Origin of the sequence: Pseudotabrizicola formosa, from assembly GCF_002900965.1 — a bacterium.
Taxonomy (GTDB): Bacteria; Pseudomonadota; Alphaproteobacteria; order Rhodobacterales; family Rhodobacteraceae; genus Pseudotabrizicola; species Pseudotabrizicola formosa.
In genome coordinates, this window is record NZ_PJOM01000004.1 from 90,280 (window position 1) to 115,219 (window position 24,940).

Sequence of the window (24,940 nt, forward strand, 5' to 3'; positions counted from 1 at the left end):
CTTGCAGGAGCGTCGGCGACCGTTTAAACGACACGTCGCGTAGCCCCAATAGCTCAGCTGGTAGAGCATTTCATTCGTAATGAAGAGGTCGGCGGTTCGAGTCCGTCTTGGGGCACCACGCGCATTCCTTACTGCAACCTCAATCAGCGCCGATCAATCTGGTCGGGGTTGGGTTGCGACGATTTCAGCATCTTCTGCCGCAGGGCCTTCGGAGACCTGGCTTTCGGGCGCAGGGGCTGCAGGCGCGGGCTGGCCAACGATCAACGGCAGCAATTCGGTGCCCGTGGCGCTGGGGCCGGCGGTTTCCGGCGGCTCTCGCCAGCTCAGCGTATCAAATCCGCCACAATTGTCACAGATCGGGTGCCAGCTTGCATGGATGGCCTGACATTTGTCGCAGCACCACTGCGGGCCGCGCGGGGCCGTCAGGGCGCGGGTCAGCCAGCCGCGGACGACAGATTCGTCCTCCCCTTCTCCCCGGGCAATGGCCGCCATGATGGCAAGCGCGCGCTGTGTCGGGTGCGTGGTGACGATCTCCCCCAGAGCGCGGCGCGCTGCCGGGAAGTCTTCGGCCGATACGTGAAGCTCGGCCAGCAACAACCGGGTCTGTTCATGGTCGCGCTGCACATCGGTCAGAGCCCTGAATCGCTTGATGCGCTCAACCGGTGTTTCTGTCGGCTCTATCTCGGCAAAAGCGGCGGCCAGATCAGGATGCGGATGCACTGCCCAAGCCTTCTTGAGCACGCGGGTGGCCCCTTTGCGGTCGCCCTTTGCCACCAGACTGCGCGCGGCCATGGCGGCGGCGGGAATCAGATCAGGTGACAGACGGTTTGCCTCGATGGCGGCCTCGCGCGCTTCGATGCTGGCAGTGTCGTCGATGACGGTCTTGGCTTCTTGCAAGGCCAGCACGGCGTCACGGCGGCGATAGACATCGCGGGGCAATTCCCCCGCCTTCAGCTTTGCGCCCAGCGTTTGCCGCGCCCCTTTCCAATCAGCATGCTCCGCCTGCAACTTGAGCAAGATATCCTGGGTTTCGGCATGGCGCGGCTTCATCGCAAACGCCTTTTCGGCCAGCTTCAGCGCCGTATCGGTATCGCCTTCCGCCAGCTTTTGCTTCATCAGCCCGCGCACCCCGACAAAACGGGTCTTGTCGTCGGCAAGCAGACGTTTGTAGGCATCCGAGGCGCGCTTGGTGTCTCCGGAAGCTTCGGCTGATTGCGCCATCAACAAAGTGGTCAGTTCCGGCTTGGCCAGATAGCGCTCAGCCCGCTGGGCCCGCGCCATGGCCACGCGCCCCTCACCCGAGGCGAGGGCAAGGAAGCCCTCCGTCAGGGCCTGATAGCCCTTACGTTCGCGGTTGCGGTCAAAATAGCGCGAAATCGCAGTCTCATCACCGGTCAGAAAGCGCAGGATTGCCACCACAAGGCTGACAATCTTGAACACCACCCAAAGGAAAACAATCAGAATCAACGACAGGATCACCGATTGCAGCGGGCCAAGGGTCAACTCCCACCCGGCAACTGCGACTTGTATTCCGCCCCCCGTCTCCAGAAGAACGCCAGCGCCAAAGGTCAGCGCCGCAATGAAAAACAAGAACAGAACGACTTTCAGCAAGGTCCAAAGCATCTGTCTATCCTATTCTTCCACGGCAGCTGACAATGCGCTGACAGCCTCCAACGCATCCAGACGCTGCTGGGCCAGTGCAGACCACTCTGCCATTTGCGCAAGCCCTTCGGGCGGCAGGCCCTGAAGTTCGGCAAGCGCCTGCGCCAGATCGCCGGTGGCAACGGCCGCCTCGGCGCGCGACAGAACGGCATCCGGGTCGGTGCCTTCCCGCGGGGTCAGCGACCTCACGCCGGTTGTGGCCTGAAACAGGCTGCCAAGCCGTTCGGTCCACCCATCGCCCATATCTGCCCGACGCGCGGCGTCCAAAGCGGCGCGGGCGGCGGGGGGAAAGCCGTCTTCCAATACCTGGCGCGACGGCACACCGGTTTCGGCAAGCTGGGCAAGGGATGGCGGGATCTCTGTGCCCGCCAGATCTGCCAGCGCCCCGGAAAACGGCACGCCACTTTCGACAGCAGCCTGCACCCGGCTCAGGGCGGCCGCGGTCACGGCGCGTTGTGCCGTGGCCTCTGCCTCTGCGCGCAAGCTTGCCGCCTGCGCCTCGGCCTGTGCCAAGCGGTCTTCGGTCTGGGCAGCCAGCGCTTCAAGCTCTGCCGTAGATGATGCGCCGTTAGACTGGATTTCGGCAATCTCTGCCTGAAGCTGTTCCACCAGCGCCACCAGATCCGCCGGAGCCCCGGTGCCAGACAAGGCAGCGGGGCGCGATTCGATGGCAGCGATGCGGTTTTCCAGATCGGTCAGGCTGTCTGTCAGGGCTGACAGATCGGGTTGAGCCACCGCCTCCGGCTCTGGCCTTGCCTCCAGCGCAGCAAGACGTTCTTCTAGCGTTGTGTCAGGCGCAGGCGCGGCCTCAAGGGCCTCGACCCGTCCTGCCAGAGCCTGCAGATCGCTTTGTGTTGCCACCGGGGGCGCGTCCGAGACACCCATTCCCGGAAGCGGCACAAAGACTGCCAGGGCATAGCCGGCGGCGGCAGCCACCACCCCGCCCAAAGCGGTGCCCAAAAACCCGCCGCCGCCCGATTTTTCAGAGGGCGAAGCTGGTGTCTGGGGGGCCGGCTTGTCCACATCTGGCACGACAGGCCCTGTGGTATCAGACAGCGTAGAAGTCTCGTCCGCCGCCACCGTTTCCGTACGTGGCGGCTCGTCCATGACCACGGGGTCCCCGATCACCGCGTCTGACACCGGCTCAACACCCGACTCCGCAGGACCGAAAGGATCTGCCGGCTTCACAATATCCGCTTCTTCCGGTGGGTTTGAAGGAGGGCGTTTGGCCATAGTAGACATTCCTGACATGAACTTGAGAGAACGGAACCGATGCGCGCGTGCTGTACAATCCTAATCCTGCATCTCTTGGCGCATCAAGCTGTGAAGATAAAACGATCCAGCGCAAAGAACAGTTCCGCCAAACTGGGCGCGGCGGCGATTGCAAGATGTTCGGGTGGACAGTCGGTAAACGCTTCGGCCACTGCGGCGCTGAAGGCAACGATGCGCAGCCGAAGCAACACAGACTCGTTGGGCAGGTCACGCAACAGCGCGGCCCGAAACAAACTGGCACTGCGCGGTGAGAACAGCGGCACAAGGATGGTCTCGGCAGTGGACAGGGCGTCGATCGCAGCTTGCGCCAGTGCGACCGGTTCCTGAGCATAGACAATGGCCTCCTGAGCGGCCAGTCCAGCAGTACGCAACCGCGCCACCAGATCGCCCCGCGTGTCTTGCCCGCGCAAATGCAGAAACGGCGCATGCTCAGGCTGGCGCAGCAACAGCCGGAACAGATCATCGGCATCCCCCGCGGCGGAGCGGGACTGAAACCCAAGGTCGGCGGCGACATCGGCCGTCCTGTCCCCGACGCAAAACGCATGGCGTGGCAGGCCATCAAGCCGGGCTGCCGCGCGTGCCCCGGTTTCCGACGTCAGCACCAGCGACCGCACCTCCATGCCCCGCAGATCAGGGTCAAAGAAGGTCGGTGCCAGCAGCGGCGTCATCACAGGCACAACCCGGTCCGCATAGCGCTGGCGCAGCGCAGCGGCAAAACGGCTTGCCTGCGGCTCGGGCCGGGTGATCAACACTGGCAGGGCGCGGGATTGCGAGGGCATGCTTAGGGTGTTACCTGCTGATATCCCCTGGCGCAACGGCGGACCATGCACAAAAGTCTGACCTTCCTTGGAATTGAATCCAGCTGCGATGACACGGCTGCCGCAGTGGTGCGGTCCGGGACGGATACTGAAATCCTGTCTTCGGTGGTGGAAGGGCAGGTTCCTCTTCATGCGGCTTTTGGCGGCGTCGTTCCCGAAATTGCCGCGCGCGCCCATGCAGAACGCCTGGATCATTGCGTCGAACGCGCGATGGCAGAGGCGGGGGTAGGCTTTGCAGAGCTTGATGGAATCGCCGTCACCGCCGGCCCCGGCCTGATCGGCGGGGTGCTGTCCGGCGTGATGCTGGCAAAGGGGTTGTCTGCTGGAACCGGATTGCCGCTGGTTGGCGTGAACCATCTGGCGGGCCATGCCCTGACCCCACGGCTCACCGATGGCTTGGGCTTTCCCTATCTGATGCTGCTGGTCTCGGGGGGGCATTGCCAATTCCTGATCGTCGACGGGCCAGAGATGTTTCGTCGCATCGGCGGCACCATAGATGACGCGCCCGGAGAGGCGTTTGACAAGATCGCCAAGCTGCTGGGCCTGCCCCAGCCTGGTGGACCCGCCGTGGAAGCAGAGGCGGCAAAGGGCAATCCGGCCCGCTTCGTGATGCCACGGCCCTTGCTTGACAGGCCAGGGTGCGACATGTCTTTTTCGGGCCTAAAGACCGCCGTGCTGCGGGCACGCGACACAGTGATCGCGGCAAAGGGGGGGCTAACGGTTGCCGACCGGCAGGATCTTTGCGCCGGGTTCCAGACCGCCATGGCCTCGGTCCTGCAAGAAAAAACCCGTCGGGCGCTGGATGTATATCTGGACGCTCGCCCCCCCGTGCCGGCCTTTGCGATTGCAGGCGGGGTGGCCGCAAATCAAGCCATTCGCGCCGGGTTAGAGACGCTTTGCCATGCAAACTCCGTGCGTTTTCTGGCCCCGCCGCTGCGTCTTTGTACCGACAATGCAGCCATGATCGCCTTTGCCGGGATCGAGCGGTTCCGGCTTGGCCACTGTGATGATTTCACCTTGTCGGCCCGTCCGCGCTGGCCGCTTGACCAGACGGCACCGGCGATGATCGGATCGGGCAAAAAGGGGGCCAAGGCATGACGGCGGCCATCGGGATCGCAGGGGCGGGAGCCTTTGGCGCAGCCTTGGCCATCGCGCTGGCCAGGCAGGGACAGACCGTCCGGCTTTGGGGGCGCGACACCGCGGCTGCCGACAGGATGGCAAAGACCCGGCGCGTGCCGCGCCTGCCCGGCGCTGTGTTGCCCGAAACCGTGTCTGTTACGGCGCGAATGGAGGATCTGTCGGATTGCCCGGTGGTGCTGCTGGCCGTGCCGATGCAGGCACTGTCCGGCTTTTTGGCCATGCATGCCATGGCGCTTGATGGAAAACCATTGGTTGCCTGCTGCAAAGGCATAGATCTGACCACGCAAAAGGGGCCGACCGCCCTGATCGCGGATGCCTGCCCGAATGGCACCGCCATGATCCTGACCGGACCAAGTTTTGCGACCGATATTGCCAAGGGCCTCGCCACGGCGCTGACCCTTGCCAGCTTGGACGAGCCGGCCAGTCAGCGCATGCAGGCCGTTCTGTCCGGGCCCATTCTGCGGATCTACCGCAATACCGATGTGCCTGGTGCCGAACTGGGTGGCGCGCTGAAGAATGTGATCGCAATTGCTTCAGGCATCGTGATGGGGGCAGGTCTGGGCGAAAGCGCGCGGGCTGCCCTGATGACGCGGGGCTTTGCAGAAATGGTGCGCTTTTCGGTCAGGCTTGGCGCACGGCCGGAAACGCTTATGGGCCTGTCGGGCCTGGGGGATCTGGTGTTGACCTGCACCTCCGGTCAGTCACGCAATTACGCCCACGGAGTGGCGCTGGGCCGTGGCGATTGCCCCGATACGGCGGTCACCGTTGAAGGTGTGGCCACATCGCAAGCTGTTTTGCGCCAGACCATGGCGCTTGGCCTGTTGGACGAGCTGCCGGTTACCAGCATGATCGCCCAGGTGACAGCCGGAACCATCACCGTCCCCATGGCCATTCAGGCCCTTATGTCCCGCCCGTTGAAAGAGGAATGACCCATGCGCGCTGCCCTGATCTGCATCGACAAGCCCGATCATCTTCAAACCCGTCTCGACAATCGCGCGGCCCATCTGGACCACATCACGTCCAGCGGGATCGTTGAAATGGCAGGCCCGTTTCTGGACGCAGAGGGTGGCATGATCGGCAGTCTGGTGATCCTGACGGTCAATACCATGGATCAGGCCCGCAGTTGGGCCGAGGCAGACCCTTATGCCAAGGCCGGATTGTTCCAAAGTGTGACAATCCGCGAATGGAAAAAGGTGGTCGGATGAACTTCTGGCTGTTCAAGTCTGAGCCTGACACCTGGAGCTGGGATCAGCAGGTTGCCCGGGGCGACGCGGGCGAAGAATGGACCGGGGTGCGAAACTATCAGGCCCGCAACAACATGCGGGCCATGAAGGTTGGCGACCGCGGGTTTTTCTACCACTCCAATACAGGCAAAGACATTGTCGGCATCGTCGAGGTGATCCGGACCAGTGCGCCGGACAGCACCAGTGATGACCCGCGCTGGGATTGCGTGGTCATCAAGGCAATCGCAGCCGTGAAACAACCCGTCTCGCTGGAGATGTGCAAAATCACCCCCGGCCTGGAAAACATGGCGCTGGTCAAAAGCTCCCGCCTGTCAGTTCAACCGGTGACCGAACAGGAATGGGCAATCGTCTGCAAACTTGCGGAAACAAGCGCTGACAGGCCGGACAGCCACTGAAATAGCCTGTGGCCGCTGCCTCCAGGTCCGCGTCTGCCGATAATATGAATCCATGGAAATGGAGGGCCCAATGCGCAAACAAGGACCCTCCATTCACCCCACGTGATCCCCGAGCACCACACGTGTCTGAAATTAGGTCCGAGGCATTCTGCCTGATGAGTTGACGTTAGACCTATGCAGGTACCCGTGCAAGCGCCGGACAGTTAAAACTGTCTGCGCCCGCACTGGGCCTCGGCCTGACGGCGGCCGGAGCGGTTATTTGTAAACGGCCTCTTTGCCAAAGTGCTTGACCAACATGTAATAGACGACGGCCCGGTATTTGTTGCGGTTCGCCCTGCCATAAGTGTCGATCACGGCGTTGATCGCCTCCATCAGCTTGGGGCCATCTTCAAGCCCAAGCTTCTTGATCAGGAAGTTTTTCCTGATGGTCTCAAGCTCTGCAGGGTCGCTGCCCGCGACGGTTGAGGCATCATCGCTGTAAATGGCCGGGCCACAGCCGATCGTTACTTTGGTCAGCAGCGGCATATCGGCTGTCATGTTGCATTTTGAGGAAAGATCTTCGGCGTATTTTGCAATCAATTCGTCGCGCTTGCTCATGCTTTTGTCCCTGTCGGTCCTGGTTCCACCCTGCCACGGCTGGTTTTGCCTTGGCCCGTAAAACTTTAGGCAGAAAAGGGTCAACCGACCAAGAGAAAACTCAGAAAAGCCGGAACGGGGCACCTGGCACAAGACTGCTGATGCCGCCCCCAGCGGCTGGGGGCGGCTTCTGCCGTCAGATAATCTCAGTAGCGATAGTGGTCAGACTTGAACGGACCTTCGACCGAAACGCCGATGTAATCCGCCTGCTCACGACGCAGCTCTGTCAGTTTCACGCCGATCTTTTTCAGGTGCAGGCGCGCCACCTTTTCATCCAGCGCCTTGGGCAGGATATAGACTCCGGGCTTATACTCTGCCCCTTTGGTCCAGAGTTCGATCTGGGCCAGCACCTGATTGGTGAAGGACGCCGACATCACAAAGGACGGGTGGCCCGTGGCATTGCCAAGGTTCAGCAAGCGCCCTTCGGACAGCAGGATGATCCGATTGCCGTTCGGCATCTCGATCATGTCAACCTGGTCCTTGATGTTGGTCCATTTGTGATTTTTCAGGGCGGCAACCTGAATCTCATTGTCGAAATGGCCGATATTTCCGACGATCGCCATGTCCTTCATCTCGCGGATGTGCTCGATGCGGATCACGTCGCGGTTGCCGGTGGTGGTGATGAAGATATCGGCGGAATCCACCACATCCTCCAGCAGCACGACTTCAAACCCGTCCATCGCGGCCTGAAGGGCACAGATCGGGTCAACTTCCGTGACCTTGACGCGCGCACCGGCACCTTGCAGCGACGCGGCAGACCCTTTGCCCACATCGCCATAGCCGCAGACCACGGCAACCTTGCCGGCCATCATCGTGTCGGTCGCGCGGCGGATGCCGTCAACCAGCGATTCCTTGCAGCCGTATTTGTTGTCAAACTTCGACTTAGTTACCGAGTCATTGACGTTGATCGCCGGGAACGGCAGCTCGCCCTTCTTGTGCAAGTCGTAGAGGCGGTGAACACCTGTCGTGGTTTCTTCCGACACGCCCTTGATCGCGGCCTTTGTCTTGGTGAACCAGCCGGGGCTTTCCTTCATGCGCTTGTGGATCTGCGCCTTGATCACCTCTTCCTCTTCCGAGGTGGGAACGGCCAGAATCTCCTCACCGGCTTCGGCGCGGGCCCCCAGCAGCACGTACAAGGTGGCATCGCCGCCATCATCCAGGATCATGTTCGCGCCTTCGGGGAACATGAAGGACCGATCCAGGTAATCCCAATGCTCGGTCAGGGTCTGACCCTTGACCGCAAAGACTGGCGTCCCGCCAGCGGCAATCGCGGCGGCGGCATGATCTTGCGTGGAGAAAATGTTGCAAGACGCCCAACGCACATCGGCCCCCAGCGCTGTCAGTGTTTCGATCAACACGGCGGTTTGGATTGTCATGTGCAGCGAGCCGACAATACGGGCGCCTTTGAGCGGCTGGCTGGCTCCGAACTCTTCGCGGCAGGCCATCAGACCCGGCATTTCGGTTTCCGCGATGGTCAGTTCTTTGCGTCCGAATTCGGCCAGCGAGATGTCTTTTACGATATAGTCAGCCATGTTCAAAAACTCCTGTCATTTGAACGTGGCCTTATCATCGAAGCTGTTCTGAAACAACGCGACAAACCAGACAATGCGGCGGATGCCGTGTCCCGCGGAGATGACTTAGCTGAGCGGGCGGTCCTGCAGGACATCGGCTGCAGTCATGCCCTCTTCCCAGCCGAAACCGGATGATACGATGCAGGCAAGTCCCTCATGCTCGACATGAACCACGGTCCAGGTCCCCATCATGTCAGAGGCCCAGACTTCAAGGCTGACACCCGGCTCATGCTCCACTGATGCTTCGAATGTTTCCGCAAAAGCCTGCGACAGGTCGGCCGTGATTACATCACGCGCGCCGCAAAGCGGGTCTTGCAGGGTTTCGGGAAGCGCGGCAACGTAATCCTGAACTGACAAGTTGGGCGTTGCGGAAAATGCAGCAACAGGCGTCGGCTGCACACGGCTTTCGACACGATCAATGGCACCGGAATACCCCAGGGCAACGGCAGCGAGCGCGAGGAAGGGAAGCGGATTGAACATTTCTTTTATCCGTGTTCTTTCAATCAGACAATCACAAGGAAAACGGGTTTATCCCCGAAAAGTTCCATTCAGGCATTCCGGTTTGAATTTGATCCCCAATTGCCGCTGGGATACGAGCGCATTGGAATGATGCACGGAGGCTGACTGTGGCAAAACCAAAGCGGGCGTGGCAACGGATGCTGTCTGGCCGGCGGCTGGATCTGCTGGACCCGACACCCGTCGATATCGAGATCGCGGATATTGCCCATGGGCTGGCCTTTGTTGCCCGCTGGAACGGCCAGACCAGCGGTGACTGGCCCTATTCGGTCGCCGAGCATTCCTTGCTGGTTGAAACGATCTTCTGCCGCCAAACTCCAGACAGTTTGCCGAAGTGGAAGCTGGCCGCGCTGCTGCATGATGCGCCAGAATACGTGATCGGTGATATGATATCGCCCGTCAAAGCCGCGATCGGCCCGGAATATGGTGCCTTGGACGAACGGCTGACAGCCGCCATTCATCTGCGCTTCGGTCTGCCCGCGCTTCTGCCGGCCGCCATCAAGGCGCAGATCAAATCGGCAGATCGCATCTCGGCCTGGATGGAGGCGGTGCGGATCGCTGGTTTTTCGGAAGCGGAAGCCAGCAAATTATTCGGAAAGCCCGATGCCGCATTGGTCGCAGGTCTGGACATACAACCGCGCGCCCCAGCAGAGGTACGGTCCGATTTCATCAGACGCCATTCCGAACTGCTGGCCGAGCTTGGATGAGTATTAAGACGTGAATGCCACCCCGAAGGATGGCATTTTCAGATCAGATTGACATATCTTCAGGCCGTTTGCCGGCCTTCAGGGCCGCTTCAAACCATCGAGGCTTGCGCCCACGGCCTGACCAGGTGTCGGACGCATCGGCCGGATTGGCATATTTCGCGACAGCGGGCGATCTCTTGCGCATCGGGGCAATCCCGGTCAGCTCTGCCAGTGAAAAGCCCATAGCCCGGGCCTTGTCTTCCAACTCGGCCAAAGCTTCTTTCTTCTTGCGGTCTTCATAACCGTTAATCGCTTTTGCAACCTGAGCCTGAAGATCCTTCAGCTCTTTGAGCGACATTCCATTCAGATCGATGTCCATGTCTTATATCCTTGCAGGCAGTTTTCCATGCCTGATTAATCCCAAAGCCATCTCAATTCAAGCAAGCTTTGTAACAGATTTATTTTGGTCCGCGTTTGGCAAGAATCCGCTGAAGCGTGCGGCGATGCATCGATAACCGGCGGGCGGTTTCAGAAACGTTACGATCGCACATTTCATAGACGCGCTGAATGTGTTCCCACCGCACCCGGTCCGCAGACATCGGGTTTTCGGGCGGTGCCGGCATCGAGGCGCCTTTCGACAGCAGGGCATTGGTTACATCATTCGCATCGGCCGGCTTTGACAGGTAATCCGTCGCGCCAACTTTCACGGCAGCAACTGCCGTCGCAATAGCCCCATATCCTGTCAGCACGACAATGCGACAGTCAGGCCGGCGCTCGCGCAGCGCCTCCACCACGTCCAGCCCGTTGCCGTCCTCAAGCCGCAGGTCCACCACCGCATAGGCCGGTGGCCGGGACTGGGCGATGGCCTTTCCTGCCGCAACACTTTCAGCCGTTTCGGGAATGAACCCCCGCCGTTCCATGGCCCGGGCAAGGCGTTTTACAAACGGCTCATCGTCATCGACCAAAAGCAGCGTGCGATCCGGGCCCAGATCTGCCGTGACATCTTCAGCCATTTGTTTCTCCAGTCTGCTCTGTCTTTATGCTGGCAAAGGTAGCTTGCCTGCCCCCGGCGTCAATTTATCGGCTGGCCTGCGACATTGGCGCGTTTGAAACGAAACATGCCACCCGTTCAGCCATCTGAACTGCTGTATCTTCGCGGCGGAAAAAATCCACAAACCCGATGCCTGGCAAGGTAAGATAGGTGAAAGTTGAATGATCAACCAGATAATACTCCGGATCACCGCCATCCTGCTTGCGGTAGAAAGTTTTATAGGCCTGGGACGCCGCTCTGACCTGTTCGGGTGAACCGGTCAGACCAATCATGTTGGGGTGCAGATAATCGGTGTATTCCGCCAGAACTTCTGGCGTGTCACGCTCTGGATCAACCGAGATAAAAACAGGTGTCACGTCAAACCCCTGTTCTTCCAGAATATCCACGGCTTCGGCATTGCGGGCGGCGTCGATCGGGCAGACATCGGGGCAAAAGGTGTAGCCAAAATAAATCAGCGCCGGTTTGGCCAAGACCTCTGTCTCGCTGACCGTGGCACCGGTTTCATCGACCAGCGTGAAGGGGCCGCCGATATCCCCGCCCCCGATCTGACCGCCCCGGCATTGCGCAAAGGCATCGTCATCGGCTTGAAGAAAGATATACAGCGCCGTCCCACCCAGCAGCCCCACAACGGCAGCGGCTGCGACCGCAGCATACATTTTCGTCATTTCAAGCATCCTACCTGCGCAATCGCCGCATTGATCCCTGCCCCCGGCGGGCCTAACACTGGCGTTTCTAATATCTTTGAACAAGAGATGCCATGCTTTCCCCCGATACCGGCCTGCTTTCCCGTGAGACACGCAGTGACTGGGTCCGGCTGCGGACCCTTATTTTGCTGCGCTGGATGGCCATCATAGGACAACTTGCCGCAATCACTGTCGCGGACCGGTATTACGAGATGCAGCTGCCGCTTGGGCTTTGCTATCTTGCGGTTGGCGCCTCGATCACGGCCAATCTGGTGTCAGTGTTCGTCTTCCCCGAAAGCAAGCGCCTCTCAGAAACCGAGGCGATGCTGACGCTGTTGTTCGATCTGTCGCAGCTGACGTTCCTGCTGTATCTGACCGGCGGTCTGGCAAACCCCTTTGCCCTGCTGATCCTTGCCCCTGTCACCATATCGGCCTCGGCGCTGGAGCTGCGGACAACGCTGTTGCTGGGCAGCCTGTCGATCATCTTCATCACGCTGATCGCCTTTGTCCATGTGCCGCTGGTTTATGCCGACGGATCGACATTGTCGGTTCCAGTGCTGTTCGGTTTTGGGTTCTGGCTGTCGATCGTGATCGGTATCCTGTTTCTGGGTCTCTATTCGCGACGGGTGGCGACAGAGATCCGGTCAATGTCCGATGCCCTGCTTGCAACCCAGATGGCCCTCGCGCGGGAACAAAAGCTGACCGATCTGGGCGGCGTGGTGGCCGCGGCGGCGCATGAGCTGGGAACACCCCTCGCCACCATAAAGCTGGTGTCTGCCGAGATGATCGACGCCCTCGAGGATCAGCCAGAGTTGCAGGATGACGCCCGCCTGATCCGCGATCAGGCCAACCGCTGCCGCGACATCCTGCATTCGATGGGCCGCGCCGGCAAGGATGACCTGCACATGCGCACCGTTCCCCTGTCGATGCTGGTGAGCGAAGCCGCAGAGCCGCATCAGGGCCGCGGCAAGCGTATGGATCTGGCATTCCTGCCCCGGGATGGCGCGGGCGAGCGGCAGCCCAATGTCAGGCGCCGCCCCGAGGTCATTCACGGTTTGCGCAATCTTATACAGAATGCGGTGGATTTTGCGCAAACGACCGTCTGGATTCAGGGGGAATGGAGCCCCACAACTCTGACCATCCGCATTGTCGATGATGGCGACGGTTTTCCATCACAGGTCATCGGTCGGATAGGCGACCCCTTCGTGCGCAGCCGCAGAACGTCGCAGGATCTTGTGAAGCGGCCTGAATATGAAGGCATGGGTCTTGGTCTGTTCATTGCCAAGACCTTGCTGGAGCGTACAGGGGCGGAATTAACCTTTTCAAACGGAACAGACCCATTTCTGAAAGCCGAAGACCGGCCCCTGCGCAAAGGTGCCATTGTCGAGGTCAACTGGCCGCTAGACCGGCTTGTGCAGACCGGCCAGCATGGGCTCGGCCCGAATGAGCCGATTCAATCGTAAGTTTTTTTATTTGAACGCCGAACTTTAGATAGTGTTGTTGGACAATCTTGGCTAACTTTTCACTCATGGACTACCGTTTAAGTTGTGAAGAGTGCTGGCATTGGAAGCTTTATGGATACGCATTTGGTCTTGGGGCTCGGCATGGGCCTTGCCGCGGTTCTGTCAGCTTTGGGGAGCATCCTGCTGGTGGCCGGGTTTCAAGCAAACAGCCAGCCCGTTCGCAGCAGCATTTTCGACGACCGTCAGAAGGGCACCCTGTTCCTGTTCGATGGCGAGACCCTGATCGATTGTACACCGGGCGGGCGCGCCGTGATCGCGGCTTCGGCTGTGCCGGGGTCGGATTGGGCAAAGCTGCTTGTCCATCTGTCCTTGTCATTTCCGCAAATCGACCAGCATCTTGCCAAATTGCCCGAACAGGGCGCGGTCAGCCTTGCCGCCGAGGATGAGTCTGGTCAGACCCTGTTGTTGCTGGCGGAATATCGGGGCGGTCTGACACATATCACCCTGATCGACCCAGAGTCGCGTGGCGCATCATTTGGGTATGATCTGCTGGCCCAACGCTCCATGAGCGATGATCTGGCTTTCCTGCGGTCCATCGTGTCACACGCCCCATTTCTGGCCTGGCGCGAAAAGGACAATGGAGATGTGATCTGGGCCAATACCGCCTATCTGCTGCGGGCCGGCGATCTTCTGCCGCAGGGGCAAGAGCTTACATGGCCCTTGCCAAAGCTGTTTGACCGGACCGCCATCCTGCAAGGCGTCAGCGGCCAGCGGCAAATCCTGCGATTTCCCGATGGCCGTGAGCAGTGGTTTGAACTTGTCAGCATGCCGGATGGCGATGGCCGCAGGATCTATGCCCTGCCGGCAGATTCGGCCGTGCACGCAGAATCCACCCTGCGCGATTTCATGCAGACCCTGACCAAGACCTTTGCGCATCTTCCGATCGGACTGGCGATTTTCGACAACCGGCGGCAGTTGCAGCTTTTCAATCCCGCCCTTCTGGATCTGACCGGGTTGCAGCCGGATTTCCTGTCCCTGCGGCCGTCGCTTCTTTCGGTGCTAGACGCCTTGCGCGACCGCAGCATGGTTCCCGAACCCAAGGATTACCATGACTGGCGCAATCAGATCACAGACATCGAACGGGCGGCGGCCTCGGGTGTCTATGAAGAGACCTGGAACTTGCCGGGCGGTCAGACCTACAAGGTGGTGGGACGGCCCCACCCAAACGGGGCGCTTGCGCTGATGATCGAAGACATCTCGACCGAAATCACCCGGACCCGCCGCTACCGTGCCGATATGGAACTGGGCCAGTCCGTCATCGATTCCATGGACGAAGCGATGGCCGTGTTTTCCGAAACCGGGCTGCTGGTGATGACCAACGCAAGCTATGCAAAGCTCTGGGATCACGACCCGTCAGACAGTCTGGCCAGTGTCGGGATCACCTCCCTGTCACGCCACTGGCGCAGCAAATCTGCCCCCAGCGCCCTATGGGCCGAGGCAGAGGAGTTTGTCTGCACCATCGGCGACCGCCAGCCCTGGGTTGCAGATGTGCGCCTGCTTGACGGTCGCCTGGTCACCTGCCGCCTGTTGCCGCTCACCGGGGGTGCCACCCTTGTGGGCTTCAAGGTCCGTTGCGGTGCTGCCGACATGGTGCCTGAAAGCTCCGAAAGACGCAGCGCCTGAACACAGAGACTTGCGGCGGCGCGGCGGAGACGTAAAACAGGGCGCATGTGCCAATCAACGCGCCTCCAGGTCTTCCTGCCCTCCGAAGACGCTACCGACAGCCTTGGCAGGCTTTTGGCCGGGCATCTGGTGCCGGGTGATACGCTTTTGCTGACCGGTCCGATCGGGGCCGGAAAGTCGCATCTGTCGCGCGCCTTCATCCGGGCGCGGCTGAACCGGATGGAGGATGTCCCATCCCCCACCTTTACACTGGTGCAGACCTATGAAGACGCGGCGGGCGATATCTGGCACGCCGATCTGTACCGGCTTTCCCACCCGGATGAGGTGCTGGAGCTTGGGCTGGAAGATGCGATGTCCACCGCAATCTGTCTGATCGAATGGCCAGACCGGCTTGGCCGCCACCTTCCCCAGTCCGCCATCCATCTGACACTGACCCCGCAGGCACAGGGCCGGCTGGCCGAATTTGTCTTTCAGGGCCGCCCCGCATTGAAAAAGGCGCTGCATGACCCGGCGTTTTGAAGCCTCCACCGCCTTTCTGGCGGCAAACGGCTGGGGGCAGGCCGACCGGCGGTTTTTGGCGGGGGATGCCTCTGACCGCAGCTATGACCGGCTGACAAGGGGGGCCCAGACCGCCGTGCTGATGGACGCCCCCCCCGGAACGGCGGATGACTCTGCGGCTTTCGTCACCATCGCGGGTCATCTGCGCCGGATCGGACTGTCTGCCCCCGCCATACTGGCGCAGGATCTGGCGCAGGGCTTTCTGCTGATCGAAGACCTTGGTGATGCGTTGTTTGCCCGCGTGCTGGAAAGCTCTGCCGCGCAGGAAACCATGCTCTATCGCGCGGCGACGGATGTTCTGGTCCGGATACAGGACCAGGCCGCACCGGAGGGCCTGCCAGACCTGTCGGCGGCAGACTGGGCGCAGGCCGCGACATTTGCGCTGGACTGGTACGCCTTTGCTGCAACGGGTCAGCGTCCGTCTTTGGTCGCGTTTTCCCAGGCCCTGACCATAGCCCTGCAAACCCATGCCGATGGACCGAGGGTGTTGATCCTGCGCGATTATCATGCGGAAAATCTGCTGCATCTGCCCGACAGGCAAGGTGTGGCGGCGGTCGGTCTGCTTGATTTTCAGCTCGCCCAGATGGGCCAGCCTGGCTATGATCTGGTCTCCTTGCTGCAAGATGCGCGCCGCGATGTCTCACCCGGGGTGGCGGCACAGATGATGGCCTATTTTGCCGCGAAAACGGGGCGCGATCTGCAGGCCTTTCAGGCGTCATGCGCCGTTCTGGGGGCGCAGCGGGCCTTGCGCATACTTGGCATATTCGCCCGCCTGTGCCTAGTGGGCGGCAAGCCCGGGTACCTGACCCTGATGCCTCGGGTCTGGCGGCAGCTACAGTCCAACCTGGCCCATCCGGCGCTGGCTGAGCTTCGTCCTATATGCAACGACCTTCTGCCCGAACCGACCGACACCATCTTGCAAAAGATCGGGGACCAATGCGCCACCCCTTCCCCCTGATGCTCTTTGCCGCCGGCTTCGGCACCCGCATGGGCACGCTGACCGCGCATCAGCCCAAACCGCTGGTCAAGGTGGCCGGCCTGCCGCTCATCGATCACGCAAGGCGGGTCGCCGCGCAGGCCGGGGTAACGCATCTGGTGGCAAACCTGCACTACCGGGGCGACCAGCTGGCCGCGCATCTTGAGGGCAGCGGCATCGCTGTGTCATGGGAACGCGATGCCATTCTTGACACTGGCGGTGGGCTGAAAGCCGCGCTGCCGCTGCTGGGCACCGGTCCAGTGCTGACGCTGAACACCGATGCGGTCTGGACCGGGGCCAATCCCCTGACGCAGTTGATGCAGGCGTGGGACGCAGGCCGGATGGACCAGCTGTTCCTGCTGCTGCCCGCAGCACAGGCCCGCAGTGCCACCGGACGGTCAGATTTTGTGATGGACGGCGCGGGTCGGGTGGAATGGGCCAATGGCCGCACTGGCTTTCTCTATCTGGGGGCGCAGATCATTCATCCGCGCCTGCTGACGGACCCCGAGCCTGCGTTTTCCCTGCATGGGCCATGGACCCGGGCGATCGCCGCCGGTCGCGCCTTTGGCATCCTGCACAGCGGCGACTGGTGCGATGTCGGCCATCCCGAGGGTATTGCCGAGGCCGAGGCGATGTTGCGCGCCGCAAAGGAATGGCCCGATGTTTAGCCCCGAAGAGCCGCGCCTGTTCGGCGTCCCGCCCGGCGTGGATTTCCCGGCGGCCGTAGTGGCGGGCCTGCGGGCCAGATTGCGGGGCCAGCCGCCCGAGGCGATGGCGCGGGTGACGCTTTACCTGAACACAACCCGCATGCGGCGGCGGGTGGTGCAGCTGTTCGGCCAGCAAGGGGCCGGGTTCCTGCCGCGCATCCGGCTGGTCACCGATCTGGATATGGGCGCGGCGACCCCCGCCCTGCCCCCCGCCATTCCCGCCCTGCGCGGCAAGCTGCAACTGACCGTGCTGATCGGGCGGTTGCTTGACACTCTGCCCGATCTGGCACCCCGCTCTGCGCTTGCCGACCTCGCCGAAAGCCTGTCTGCGCTGATGTCGGAAATGCAGGGCGAGGGCGTCACGCCTGACAGGGTGGCCGCGCTGGATGTGTCGGACCATTCCGAACACTGGGCGCGCACACGTGACTTCCTGACCATCATCAGCCCGTTTTTCACCGATGATCACCAGATGGATGCCGAAGGTCGGCAAAGGCGCCTCGTGCAGATGCTGGCAGACCTTTGGGCCACCATGCCGCCGAAAGATCCGGTGATCATTGCAGGCTCGACCGGATCACGCGGAACCACTGCGCTCTTGATGCAGGCGGTGGCCCTGTTGCCCAAGGGTGCGATTATCCTTCCGGGCTATGATGTCGACATGCCGGAACGGGTCTGGCACGGCCTCGACGATGCGCTGACCAGCGAAGATCATCCGCAATACCGGTTCCGCAAAGTGATGGCGCTGACCGGCACTACCCCGGCTGACATCCGCCCCTGGCACGACACGCCCCCGCCCAGCGCTGCGCGCAACAAGGTGGTGTCGCTGGCCCTGCGCCCTGCCCCGGTGACCGATCAATGGCTGGTTGAAGGGCCTGACCTTCCCGACCTGTCCGAGGCGATGGACGGGGTCACGCTGATGGAGGCCGCCTCCCCCCGGCAAGAAGCCTTGTCGATCGCGCTCATCCTGCGCGACGCGGCAGAGCGACGGGTGCCTGCCGCGCTGATCTCGCCTGACCGGGTGCTGACGCGTCAGGTTGCGGCAGCGCTGGACCGTTGGGGCATTCGGCCCGATGACAGCGCCGGTGTGCCGCTGAACCAATCGGCACCCGGACGGTTCCTGCGCCATGTGGTACGGCTGTTTGGACAAAAGCTGACCTCGGACGCGCTGCTGACCCTGCTGAAGCACCCGCTGACCGCCTCTGCCATGGACCGGGGCCAGCACCTGCTGTTGTCGCGTGATCTGGAGCTGAAGCTGCGGCGCGAAGGTCCGGCCTTTCCGACCGGGCCCGATCTGATCAGCTGGGCGATGGCGCAGCGCAATGAACACGCCCTTGGCTGGGCCACCGCCTTGGCCGGAGCGCTGGACGGGCTGGCAGAGGCCGGCCCGGTGCCGCTGGCCGACCACCTTGCCCGCACCCGCACCCTGGCCGAACGCCTGTCCCGTGGGCCTGCTCCCGAGGGCACCGGGCGGCTGTGGGAAGAGGCGGCGGGCGAGGCCGCGCAGACGTTTCTGGTGCAGCTGGAGGCCGAAGCCGCCCATGGCGGCACCCTGAGCCCCGGCGAATTCCGGGATCTGTTCGAAGGGCTGATGTCCGGCGAAGAGGTGCGCGCGCCGATGATCGCCCATCCGGGCATCATGATCTGGGGCACGCTGGAGGCGCGGGTTCAAGGGGCCGATCTGGTCATTCTTGCGGGCCTGAACGACGGCACATGGCCCACCCTGCCGCCGCCTGACCCCTGGTTGAACCGCAAGATGCGGATGGAGGCGGGGCTCTTGTTGCCCGAACGGCGGATCGGCCTGTCGGCGCATGATTTTCAGCAAGCGATTGGTGCTCCACAGGTGGTGCTGTCGCGGGCGCTGCGCAATGCCGAAGCCGAAACCGTCCCATCGCGCTGGATCAACCGCCTGACCAACCTGATGGCCGGATTGCCCGACAATGGTGGCCCCTTGGCCCTGCGCCAGATGCGCGCGCGGGGCCAGATCTGGCTGGACCGTGCTGCCGCGATGGACAGGCCATTGGCCAACCCCGATGCAGGCTTGCGCCCTGCCCGCCGCCCGGCCCCCTGCCCGCCTTTGACCACGCGGCCCGACAGGCTGTCGCTGACCCGGATCGAGGTGCTGATCCGCGACCCTTATGCGATCTATGCCGACAAGGTGCTGAACCTGCGCCCGCTGGACCCGATCCGCCAGGCCCCCGATGCCCGCGACCGGGGCACAGTGGTGCATGAAATTCTGGAATGTTTCGCGCGCGAAAGACCCCCGAATGAGGCGCGCGACGCAGCCTATACCCGATTGATGCAGATTACCTCCCGGGTGCTGGACGCATCGGTGCCCTGGCCAGCCGCGCGTGCCTTGTGGGCCGCGCGGATGGAACGGGCGGCCAGCCATTTTCTGACAGTGGATGCCGCCGACGGTGGGCAGACGATCCTGGTCGAAGGCCGGGGCGAGCTGGTGTTGCAGGGGCTGAATTTCACCCTGTTCGGCACCCCCGACCGCATCGACCTGCTGCCCGGCGGCAAACTGCATCTGATCGATTACAAGACCGGCAGCCCGCCAAGCGAGGCGGCACAGAAATCCTTTGCCAAGCAGCTGCACCTTGCCGCCCTGCTTGCGCAAGAGGGTGGCTTCAAGGGTCTGGGCCCGCAGGAGGTGGCCAAGATCACCTATGTCGGCCTTGGCGCGTCAGGCAAGGTGACAGAGGATGAGATCACCGAAGAGAAGCTCGCCGCTGTGCGCGACGGGCTCTACCATCTGATCGGGTCTTACGCGCGGGCCGGGCAAGGTTACACCTCACGCCGTGCAGTGTTTACCGAACGCTTCCCCGGAGATTATGACCATCTGGCCCGCTTTGGCGAATGGGAAATGACCGATGCGCCAGACCCGCAACCGGTGGGGGATGCCAATGACGCATGATGCCAGCCTTGCACAACGGGCGGCAGCGCAACCGGCGCTGTCCACCTGGCTGTCGGCAAACGCGGGGTCTGGCAAGACCCGGGTGCTGACCGACCGGGTGGCGCGGCTTTTGCTCAACAAGGTGCAGCCCCAACACATCCTGTGCCTGACCTATACCAAAGCCGCCGCAACCGAGATGCAGAACCGCCTGTTCCGCCGTCTGGGCGAATGGGCGATGAAACCGGACGACGCCCTGCGCAGCGACCTGATCGAACTGGGCGAGGGGCAGACGCTGGATGCTGACCAACTGGCGCTGGCGCGCCAGCTGTTTGCCCGGGCGATTGAAACGCCGGGCGGCTTGCGCATTCAGACCATCCACAGCTTTTGTGCCACGCTCTTGCGCCGCTATCCGCTGGAGGCCGGAGTCACCCCCGGCTTCAAGGAAATGGATGACCGTACCGCCAGAACCCTGCGCGACGACATCGTGCAGGACATGGCAGACCGGCTTGCGCCCGGTCAGGTGGCGACCTTGGCGCGGCACTATACGGGCGAGGATTTCGCGGCGCTGATGACTGAAATCTGCATCCGCGCCGATGATTTCGCACAGCCCCTGTCGCGTGCCGATGCCCTGGCCCGGTTTGGCCAACCGGACACCTTGACGCTGGACCGGCTGCTGGCATCGGTGTTTCTGGGCGATGAGGGCGATATTCTGGCCGAGCTGACAGCGCGTCTGGCCGGCAGTGGCGTGAATGACCAGAAGGCCGGCAACAAGCTGGCCGCCCTAGATCCGTTCACGCCGGACCTGCGCGCCCTGCAGGTGCTGGAGGGCGTTTTCCTGTTCGGATCGGGTGCGCGCGCCCATCAAGCCAAGGTGAACGACTTCCCCGCCAAAGACCTGCGCAATGCGCTGGGCCCCCTCGGCGACCGCCTGCAAAAGCTCATGACCCGGGTTGAGCTCGCACGGGCGGCGCGCGTGGCCTTGGAGGCGGCGGAAAAGACCCTCGCCCTGCATGATTTTGCCCGTGTCTTCCTGCGGCTTTACACCAGCCGCAAGGCTGACCGCGGCTATCTGGACTTCGATGACCTGATCCGCAAGGCAGGCCGCCTGCTCAATGACCCTGGCCTCGCCGCCTGGGTGCTGTTCCGGCTGGATGGCGGCATCGACCATATTCTGGTGGATGAGGCGCAGGATACCTCGCCCGCGCAATGGCAGGTCATCGAAAAGCTGACCGCTGAATTCACCGCCGGGCGCGGGGCCAGCGACAAGACCCGCACGCTCTTCGTGGTGGGCGACAAGAAGCAGTCGATCTATTCGTTTCAGGGCGCGGATCTGACCGCATTCGAGGCCCGGCGGCAGGAGTTCGGCTCCAAGTTCGCAGCCATTGCGCAGCCGATGCAGGACCGTACGCTGGACTATTCCTTCCGGTCCTCGCGCGCGATCCTCGATGTGGTGGACGCCACCTTTGGCACCGCATTTCCAGCAGCCCTGGGCGACCCGCCCCGACATCTGGCCTTCTTTGACACCCTTCCCGGCCGGGTCGATCTGTGGCCGTTGATCGCCAAGGCTGAGACCACGGCGGATGAAGACGGCTGGAACCCGGTCGACCTGATTTCTGACAGCCATCACACGGTGGAGCTGGCCCGGCTGATCGCGGCGGAAATCCGCGCGATGATTGACGCAGGCGTCCATATCCCAACCGCGAAAGGCGAAAGCCGCCCGGTTCAGGCGGGCGATGTGCTGATCCTGGTTCAGACCCGGGGCACCCTCTTTTCGCAGATCATCCGGGCCTGCAAGCAGGCCGGATTGCCGATTGCCGGGGCCGACCGGCTGAAGCTGGGCGAAGAGCTGGCGGTCAAGGATCTGGTGGCACTGCTGTCCTTTGTGGCCACGCCGGAAGACAGCCTGTCGCTTGCCGCCGCCCTGCGCTCGCCGCTGTTTGGCTGGTCGGAAGACCGGCTGTTCCGGCTGGCGCATGGGCGGGAGGAGCGGCACCTCTGGGCCACCCTGCGCAATGCCGAGGCGCCCGACACGCTGCCCATCCTGAACGACCTGCGCAGTCAGGTCGATTTCCTGCGGCCCTATGAGCTGCTGGAACGCATCCTCACCCGCCACAACGGCCGTCAGCGCCTGCTGACCCGTCTGGGCCCCGAGGCGGAAGATGGCATAGACGAGCTGCTCAATCAGGCGCTGGCCTACGAGTCCAATGACGTGCCAAGCCTGACCGGGTTTCTGACATGGCTTGAAAGCGATGTGGTCGAGGTCAAGCGCCAGCTGGACAGCGAGGGCGCGAACATCCGGGTGATGACGGTGCATGGCTCAAAGGGGCTGGAGGCGCCGATCGTCATCCTGCCCGATTGCGCCGACCGCAGCCCGCGCGACCATGCCGAGGTGATCCGGCTGGCGGACGGGCTGCCCGTCTGGAAAACCGCCGAAAAGGACAGCCCGCCCGACAGTGCCGCCGCGCTGGAGCTTCGCAAGGCCAAAATCGCTGAGGAAAATCTCCGGCTGCTCTATGTCGCGCTGACCCGGGCGCGGTCCTGGCTGATCGTGGCCGGGGCGGGCGAGGCCAAGATCACCAGCGGCAAAGAGGCCAAGCCGCGTGAGAAATGGGCCTGGCACCGGCAAGTCGAAGCCGGGTTGCAGACATTGGGCGCGCGGCCCGATGCACAGGGGCGGCTGCGCCATGAGACCGGTCTGTGGCCAGCCAATGCGCCTGCGCCGGTTGCACCGAAAGCAGCGGTCATCCTGCCGGATTGGGTGTCCACTCCGGCAACCGATGCGCCGCGGGCTCTGCCACCTTTGTCCCCCTCCGACCTTGGCGGTGCCAAGGCCCTGCCGGGCGAAGGCGACCCGGTCGACCTGGCGAAGGCACGCGGTACCGCCTTGCACCGCCTGCTCGAAACCCTGCCCGCGCTTGATCGCGCCCTTTGGCCCGCAACCGCGCGCGCCCTGACCCCCGAAATCTTTGATCCACAAGCCTTCCTGTCCGAGGCAGCCGCGGTGCTGGCCCTGCCAGAGGCATCCAGCCTGTTTGCATCTGACACATTGGCCGAAGTCTCGGTCACCGCAACCCTGCACGGCCAGCAGCTGGCAGGCACGATTGACCGGATGGTGATCACACCTCACAGCGTGCTTGTGGTCGATTTCAAGACCAACCGGGTGGTGCCAGAGACCGCAGCCCAGGTGCCCGAAAGCATCCTGCGGCAAATGGGGGCCTATGCCCATGCCATGGCGCAGATCTACCCAGACCGGAGGATCGAGACGGCGATTTTGTGGACAGCTGCGCCAAAACTCATGTATCTTGATCCCGGAACCGTGGCTGCGGCGCTTGGCCGGGCCCCCTTGCTTGACCTTTCGACCGGCAGTGCCTAGCTTTGCCGGTGAAGATATTCCATTCAGGAGATACAAGATGGGCGCTGCGACCGTTGCTGTCACCGACGCCACCTTTGATGCCGAGGTCCGCCAGTCGGCCCTTCCCGTCGTGGTGGATTTCTGGGCCGAATGGTGCGGCCCGTGCCGCCAGATCGGCCCGGCTTTGGAAGAGCTGGCCACCGAATACGCCGGCAAGGTCAAGATCGTGAAGATCAATGTGGATGAAAACCCCGAAAGCCCGGCCCAACTGGGCGTGCGCGGCATTCCGGCGCTGTTCCTGTTTAAGGACGGTCAGGTTGTATCGAACAAGGTTGGTGCCGCCCCGAAAGCTGCGCTTGCCACCTGGATTCAGTCGGCAATCTGAGTACCGCTGACAGACCTCAAGGGCGGTCCTGCGGGGCCGCCCTTTTGTTTTGCGCCCCCGTCGCCATATAAGGGGGCAAGTGACGGAGGCTTGATATGGCAGACGAAAAATTCCCGGGCTGGCACGGCACCACCATCCTTGCGGTGCGGCGGGGCGGTGAGGTTGTGGTGGCGGGCGATGGGCAGGTCAGCCTTGGCCAGACGGTCATCAAGGGATCGGCGCGCAAGGTGCGCCGCCTGTCGCCCGGCGGGCATGACGTGGTCTGCGGCTTTGCCGGATCGACCGCCGATGCCTTCACCCTGCTGGAACGGTTGGAAAAAAAACTCGAGGCCGCCCCCGGCCAGCTCGCCCGCGCCTGTGTCGATCTGGCCAAGGACTGGCGCATGGACAAATACCTGCGCAACCTTGAGGCCATGCTGATCGTGACCGACGGGCGGGAGCTTTATGTGATCACGGGTGCCGGCGATGTGCTGGAACCCGAACACGATGTCGCCGCCATCGGATCGGGCGGCAACTTTGCTCTGGCCGCCGCGCGCGGGTTGATGGAAACCGACCTAACCGCCGAGGATGTGGCCCGGAAGGCGATGGCGATTGCCGCCAGCATCTGTGTCTATACAAATGGCAATCTGACGGTGGAAACCATCAAGGCCGTCTGACTTTTTGCGCCTGAACATAGGCCCGCAGGACAGCGTTCATGCGGGTCTGATAGCCTTTGCCGTTGGACTTAAAGAATTCCAGAATGTCGGCATCCAGTCGGAGCGACACCATCTGCTTGTTTGCAGGCTCGACCAGAACGGCTTTATCCCAATCGACGGGGAATTCTTCGGGGCCATCATAGTCCCCCGCCTTCCTGAGGTGATCCCAATCGGTTTCACCCTTCCTCGCCCGAAGTTCGGCGAGCGACATACGCTTCAAATTGCTCACGCTCATGCTTTCGTGCCCTTCTTGCCGTGATGATGCGAATTGAATCGCCTCGTCTGGTGTGGATCACAGCCAGAAAGACGCCATGGAACTGACCAACCGCGATCCTGCGATCCTCGATCTCGCTGCGGGCCATGAGAAGCAGATGCTCTTGCAGAAAGATTTCTGCGGCGTCGATGAAGTCTATGCTGTGCTTCTCAAGCGTAGCCAGACGTTTGGTTTCGTCCCATTCGAACATCTCAGAGGTTCATTATGATCATTAGTAATGGTTCATAAGTTCACCTCACGATCTGGATTGATCATCACATGAGAAGAAGCGCTCTGAACCCAC

The 24,940-nt window shown here is 62.2% G+C and carries 25 protein-coding genes and 1 tRNA gene; 15 read left to right on the plus strand and 11 right to left on the minus strand.

Annotated elements, in window-relative coordinates:
* Positions 1-42 precede the first annotated feature (42 nt).
* A tRNA-Thr gene (locus tag CXR43_RS14355) sits at positions 43-118 on the plus strand.
* 35 nt (positions 119-153) lie between these two features.
* Here the strand turns inward: CXR43_RS14355 and CXR43_RS14360 are convergent.
* The 3 genes from CXR43_RS14360 to CXR43_RS14370 all read right to left on the minus strand — a co-directional run bounded on the left by CXR43_RS14360 (position 154) and on the right by CXR43_RS14370 (position 3,713).
* On the minus strand, positions 154-1,623 hold the full coding sequence (locus CXR43_RS14360) for a heme biosynthesis protein HemY (RefSeq protein WP_103334945.1): 1,470 nt from the start codon (positions 1,621-1,623) through the stop codon (positions 154-156).
* 9 nt (positions 1,624-1,632) lie between these two features.
* A complete protein-coding gene (locus CXR43_RS14365; RefSeq protein ID WP_103334948.1) occupies positions 1,633-2,895 on the minus strand; it encodes a COG4223 family protein in 1,263 nt (420 codons plus the stop codon).
* An 83-nt stretch (positions 2,896-2,978) separates the two neighbouring features.
* Positions 2,979-3,713, minus strand: a complete 735-nt coding sequence (locus CXR43_RS14370; RefSeq protein WP_103334951.1) for a uroporphyrinogen-III synthase — start codon at positions 3,711-3,713, stop codon at positions 2,979-2,981.
* Positions 3,714-3,758: 45 nt separating this feature from the next.
* On the opposite strand from CXR43_RS14370, the gene tsaD reads away from it, so the two are divergent.
* Genes tsaD through CXR43_RS14390 form a run of 4 tightly spaced genes read left to right on the plus strand, consistent with a single transcriptional unit; the run spans position 3,759 to position 6,531 of the window.
* The gene (tsaD, locus tag CXR43_RS14375) at positions 3,759-4,850 is read left to right on the plus strand and encodes a tRNA (adenosine(37)-N6)-threonylcarbamoyltransferase complex transferase subunit TsaD (protein ID WP_103334954.1); all 1,092 of its coding nucleotides are present in this window, start codon (positions 3,759-3,761) and stop codon (positions 4,848-4,850) included.
* Entirely contained in the window at positions 4,847-5,821 is a 975-nt protein-coding gene (locus tag CXR43_RS14380) for an NAD(P)H-dependent glycerol-3-phosphate dehydrogenase (RefSeq protein WP_103334956.1), read from the plus strand. The genes tsaD and CXR43_RS14380 overlap by 4 nt, the downstream gene beginning before the upstream one ends.
* Positions 5,822-5,824: 3 nt before the next feature.
* Positions 5,825-6,097 (plus strand): YciI family protein, encoded by a 273-nt coding sequence (locus CXR43_RS14385; RefSeq protein ID WP_103334959.1) that lies wholly within the window; start codon positions 5,825-5,827, stop codon positions 6,095-6,097.
* On the plus strand, positions 6,094-6,531 hold the full coding sequence (locus CXR43_RS14390; RefSeq protein ID WP_103334962.1) for an EVE domain-containing protein: 438 nt from the start codon (positions 6,094-6,096) through the stop codon (positions 6,529-6,531). Before CXR43_RS14385 ends, CXR43_RS14390 begins: the two co-directional genes overlap by 4 nt.
* A 255-nt stretch (positions 6,532-6,786) precedes the next feature.
* Here CXR43_RS14390 and CXR43_RS14395 read toward each other — a convergent pair whose 3' ends face one another.
* The 3 genes from CXR43_RS14395 to CXR43_RS14405 form a co-directional block, all read right to left on the minus strand.
* Positions 6,787-7,128, minus strand: coding sequence for a DUF2853 family protein (locus tag CXR43_RS14395; RefSeq protein WP_103334963.1), 342 nt, complete (start codon positions 7,126-7,128; stop codon positions 6,787-6,789).
* Positions 7,129-7,313: 185 nt separating this feature from the next.
* Complete coding sequence (gene ahcY, locus CXR43_RS14400; protein WP_103334965.1) at positions 7,314-8,699, minus strand: adenosylhomocysteinase; 1,386 nt, start codon at positions 8,697-8,699, stop codon at positions 7,314-7,316.
* 105 nt (positions 8,700-8,804) lie between these two features.
* Positions 8,805-9,218 (minus strand): hypothetical protein, encoded by a 414-nt coding sequence (locus CXR43_RS14405; protein ID WP_103334967.1) that lies wholly within the window; start codon positions 9,216-9,218, stop codon positions 8,805-8,807.
* A gap of 146 nt (positions 9,219-9,364) precedes the next feature.
* On the opposite strand from CXR43_RS14405, the gene CXR43_RS14410 reads away from it, so the two are divergent.
* Complete coding sequence (locus CXR43_RS14410; protein WP_103334970.1) at positions 9,365-9,961, plus strand: HD domain-containing protein; 597 nt, start codon at positions 9,365-9,367, stop codon at positions 9,959-9,961.
* A gap of 43 nt (positions 9,962-10,004) precedes the next feature.
* On the opposite strand, the gene CXR43_RS14415 is transcribed toward CXR43_RS14410, so the two are convergent.
* The 3 genes from CXR43_RS14415 to CXR43_RS14425 form a co-directional block, all read right to left on the minus strand.
* Positions 10,005-10,319 (minus strand): H-NS histone family protein, encoded by a 315-nt coding sequence (locus CXR43_RS14415; RefSeq protein WP_103334972.1) that lies wholly within the window; start codon positions 10,317-10,319, stop codon positions 10,005-10,007.
* 79 nt (positions 10,320-10,398) lie between these two features.
* Positions 10,399-10,953: an ActR/PrrA/RegA family redox response regulator transcription factor gene (locus tag CXR43_RS14420; RefSeq protein WP_103334974.1), complete on the minus strand. Its 555-nt coding sequence runs from the start codon at positions 10,951-10,953 to the stop codon at positions 10,399-10,401.
* 64 nt (positions 10,954-11,017) lie between these two features.
* Positions 11,018-11,656: an SCO family protein gene (locus CXR43_RS14425; protein WP_103335364.1), complete on the minus strand. Its 639-nt coding sequence runs from the start codon at positions 11,654-11,656 to the stop codon at positions 11,018-11,020.
* 92 nt (positions 11,657-11,748) lie between these two features.
* Between CXR43_RS14425 and regB the strand changes: the two genes are divergently transcribed.
* The 9 genes from regB to hslV all read left to right on the plus strand — a co-directional run bounded on the left by regB (position 11,749) and on the right by hslV (position 24,344).
* A complete protein-coding gene (gene regB / locus CXR43_RS14430) occupies positions 11,749-13,137 on the plus strand; it encodes a sensor histidine kinase RegB (RefSeq protein ID WP_103334976.1) in 1,389 nt (462 codons plus the stop codon).
* Between the two features lie 111 nt (positions 13,138-13,248).
* Positions 13,249-14,820: a PAS-domain containing protein gene (locus tag CXR43_RS14435; RefSeq protein ID WP_103334978.1), complete on the plus strand. Its 1,572-nt coding sequence runs from the start codon at positions 13,249-13,251 to the stop codon at positions 14,818-14,820.
* A 45-nt stretch (positions 14,821-14,865) separates the two neighbouring features.
* Entirely contained in the window at positions 14,866-15,339 is a 474-nt protein-coding gene (gene tsaE / locus CXR43_RS14440; RefSeq protein ID WP_103334980.1) for a tRNA (adenosine(37)-N6)-threonylcarbamoyltransferase complex ATPase subunit type 1 TsaE, read from the plus strand.
* Complete coding sequence (locus tag CXR43_RS14445; protein ID WP_103334983.1) at positions 15,323-16,336, plus strand: aminoglycoside phosphotransferase family protein; 1,014 nt, start codon at positions 15,323-15,325, stop codon at positions 16,334-16,336. Before tsaE ends, CXR43_RS14445 begins: the two co-directional genes overlap by 17 nt.
* On the plus strand, positions 16,315-17,022 hold the full coding sequence (locus CXR43_RS14450) for a nucleotidyltransferase family protein (protein ID WP_103334985.1): 708 nt from the start codon (positions 16,315-16,317) through the stop codon (positions 17,020-17,022). Before CXR43_RS14445 ends, CXR43_RS14450 begins: the two co-directional genes overlap by 22 nt.
* The gene (gene addB / locus CXR43_RS14455; protein ID WP_103334988.1) at positions 17,015-19,972 is read left to right on the plus strand and encodes a double-strand break repair protein AddB; all 2,958 of its coding nucleotides are present in this window, start codon (positions 17,015-17,017) and stop codon (positions 19,970-19,972) included. Before CXR43_RS14450 ends, addB begins: the two co-directional genes overlap by 8 nt.
* A complete protein-coding gene (addA, locus tag CXR43_RS14460) occupies positions 19,956-23,324 on the plus strand; it encodes a double-strand break repair helicase AddA (RefSeq protein ID WP_435530813.1) in 3,369 nt (1,122 codons plus the stop codon). The genes addB and addA overlap by 17 nt, the downstream gene beginning before the upstream one ends.
* Before the next feature lie 37 nt (positions 23,325-23,361).
* Entirely contained in the window at positions 23,362-23,688 is a 327-nt protein-coding gene (gene trxA / locus CXR43_RS14465; RefSeq protein WP_103334991.1) for a thioredoxin, read from the plus strand.
* A 95-nt stretch (positions 23,689-23,783) separates the two neighbouring features.
* Positions 23,784-24,344 (plus strand): ATP-dependent protease subunit HslV, encoded by a 561-nt coding sequence (gene hslV / locus CXR43_RS14470; protein WP_103334993.1) that lies wholly within the window; start codon positions 23,784-23,786, stop codon positions 24,342-24,344.
* Here hslV and CXR43_RS14475 read toward each other — a convergent pair.
* Both CXR43_RS14475 and CXR43_RS18240 read right to left on the minus strand, forming a co-directional pair.
* Positions 24,331-24,618, minus strand: a complete 288-nt coding sequence (locus CXR43_RS14475) for a BrnA antitoxin family protein (protein ID WP_168219844.1) — start codon at positions 24,616-24,618, stop codon at positions 24,331-24,333. The genes hslV and CXR43_RS14475 overlap by 14 nt on opposite strands.
* Positions 24,560-24,847, minus strand: a complete 288-nt coding sequence (locus tag CXR43_RS18240; RefSeq protein WP_103334999.1) for a BrnT family toxin — start codon at positions 24,845-24,847, stop codon at positions 24,560-24,562. The genes CXR43_RS14475 and CXR43_RS18240 overlap by 59 nt, the downstream gene beginning before the upstream one ends.
* Positions 24,848-24,940 lie beyond the last annotated feature (93 nt).